General features: G+C 64.7%; 2 protein-coding genes and 1 pseudogene. 1 reads left to right on the plus strand and 2 read right to left on the minus strand.

The features are described 5' to 3' along the window. Window positions 1-114 (plus strand): annotated as a pseudogene (locus tag VIM95_RS12320) (IS110 family transposase); the annotation flags it as partial. A 304-nt stretch (window positions 115-418) separates the two neighbouring features. Here VIM95_RS12320 and VIM95_RS12325 read toward each other — a convergent pair. Together VIM95_RS12325 and VIM95_RS12330 are read right to left on the minus strand one after the other, a co-directional pair. Further along, the gene (locus VIM95_RS12325) at window positions 419-889 is read right to left on the minus strand and encodes a DUF1854 domain-containing protein (protein ID WP_331986087.1); all 471 of its coding nucleotides are present in this window, start codon (window positions 887-889) and stop codon (window positions 419-421) included. 11 nt (window positions 890-900) lie between these two features. Next, window positions 901-2,170: ABC transporter ATP-binding protein (locus tag VIM95_RS12330; RefSeq protein WP_331986089.1), on the minus strand; the 1,270-nt coding region annotated here is incomplete at its 5' end.

Here is a 2,170-nt window from a genome sequence, read left to right on the forward strand (position 1 = left end):
AATGGCAAGCCCCCAAAGCTGATCATTGGGGCGATGATGCGCAAGCTGGCTCAGGTCGCCTTCGGCGTGCTCAAGTCGGGCTTGCCATTCAATCCGGCACTGCACGCCGCTTGACTCGGATAACAGTATCTACGGGTCAGTGGTTGGTGTGGCGGAGCCCGGCTTGTCTTGGGTGTTGCGCCTTCTGCGAAGGCGGTCTGTAGGACATAGTGGCGGAAGGCGCTGCGCTTTTCCGCCCTACGGGTGAAGGTCATCGAAGCCACCAACGAGCGTCAGCGAGGCTCCCTCGCCTCAGGCGAGGGCGGGGGGAGTGGATGCTATTAAGCGAATAACGCGCTGGAACATCAACCGCCGGTGAACACCCGGCTGTGCCGGGTGCTGACCTAAAGCATCCGCTCGCGCGGACGTCATTCCCTGTTCACAGGAAGCGATCAAGCAACTTGCGGCTATGCCGATCCAGTTCGTACAGATCCCGGATCAGGAACTGGATGCCATGGCTGTCGGCGATCAGCAAGAGACCCCCGTGCAGTCGGCGGATGTCTTCTTCGCCGCGCAGGATGAAGCTGGTCTGGCCACGGTCGGTCTCCACGGTCCAAGTGCTGGGGGTGGCGAAGGTGGAGACCGAGACGAGGCGCTGGATCACGGGCATGAATTCGCGTTGCTGCAGGGCGCCACGGATCAGCGCCTGCTGGGCGGCAGGCAGTTGGTCCAGGCGGCTGATCCAGATCAGTTCGTGGCCGTCGCGGTCCAACAGCGAGAGGCCGTCTTCCGGGGACGAGATGGGGAAGGCGCGTACCGGGGTGACCTCGGGGTGCTCGCTGCCGTCGGGCAGGGTGAGCAGCAGGTGGCCGTAGCTATCCAGGCGCAGATCGAAAGCGGGTTGAGTCATGGCCTGGTTCCTTAGTTGTCGTTATCCGCCAATACGGCCTTCGCCTGACGGGCCTGGGCCTCGTGCAGGCGCCAGTAGGCGCCTTGCTGGGCCAGCAAGGTGTCGTGGTCGCCGACTTCGACGATCTGGCCACGGTCCATGACCACCAGCCGATCGGCGAGGCGCAGGGTGGAGAGGCGGTGGGCGATGGCGATGGTGGTGCGGCCCTGCACCAGGTTGTCGAGCGCCTTCTGGATTTCCTTCTCGGTCTCGGTATCGACCGAGGCGGTGGCCTCGTCGAGGATGAGGATGCGCGGGTTGATCAAGAGGGCGCGGGCGATGGAGACGCGCTGGCGCTCACCGCCGGAGAGGCCCTGGCCGCGTTCGCCGACCAGCGAGTCGTAACCCTGTGGCAGGCGCAGGATGAACTCGTGGGCATGGGCGGCGCGGGCCGCGGCCATGATCTCTTCGCGGGTGGCGTCCGGCTTGCCGTAGGCGATGTTCTCGGCAATGGTGCCGAAGAACAGGAAGGGTTCCTGCAGCACGAGGCCGATATGGCGGCGGAAGTCGCTGACCGCCATCTGGCGGATATCGACGCCGTCCACCTGGATGGCGCCCTCGCCCACGTCATAGAAGCGGCAGATCAGGTTGACGAGGGTGCTCTTGCCCGAGCCGCTATGACCCACGAGGCCGATCATCTCGCCGGGCTTGATGTCGAGGTTGAGGTTGCGGATCACGGCGCGGTTGCCATAGCGGAAGCCGATGTCGCGCAGGCTGATCTCGCCCTTGACCGTGGGCACCGGCACCGGGTTGGTGGGCTCGGGCACGTTGGAGACGTGGTCGAGGATGTCGAAGATGCGCTTGGCGCCGGCGGCGGCCTTCTGGGTGACCGAGACGATGCGGCTCATGGAATCGAGCCGGCCGTAGAAGCGGCCGATATAGGCCAGGAAGGCGGTCAGGGTACCGACGGTGATGTCGTGGTGGGAGACTTGCCAGATGCCGAAGGCCCAGACCACCAGCAGGCCGACCTCGGTCAAGAGCGAGACGGTGGGGGAGAACAGCGACCAGGTCTTGTTGAGGCGGTCGTTGATCAGCAGGTTGTGCTTGTTGGCCTCGCGAAAGCGCAGGGTCTCGCGCTTTTCCTGGGCGAAGGCCTTGACCACCCGGATGCCGGGGATGGTGTCGGCCAGCACATTGGTCACGTCGCCCCAGACGCGGTCGATCTTCTCGAAGCCGGTTCGCAGCCTGTCGCGCACCAGATGGATCATCCAGGCGATGAAGGGCAAGGGGACCAATGTGACC

The organism is Chitinimonas sp., assembly GCF_036568685.1.
In the GTDB taxonomy this organism is placed as follows: domain Bacteria; phylum Pseudomonadota; class Gammaproteobacteria; order Burkholderiales; family Chitinimonadaceae; genus Chitinimonas.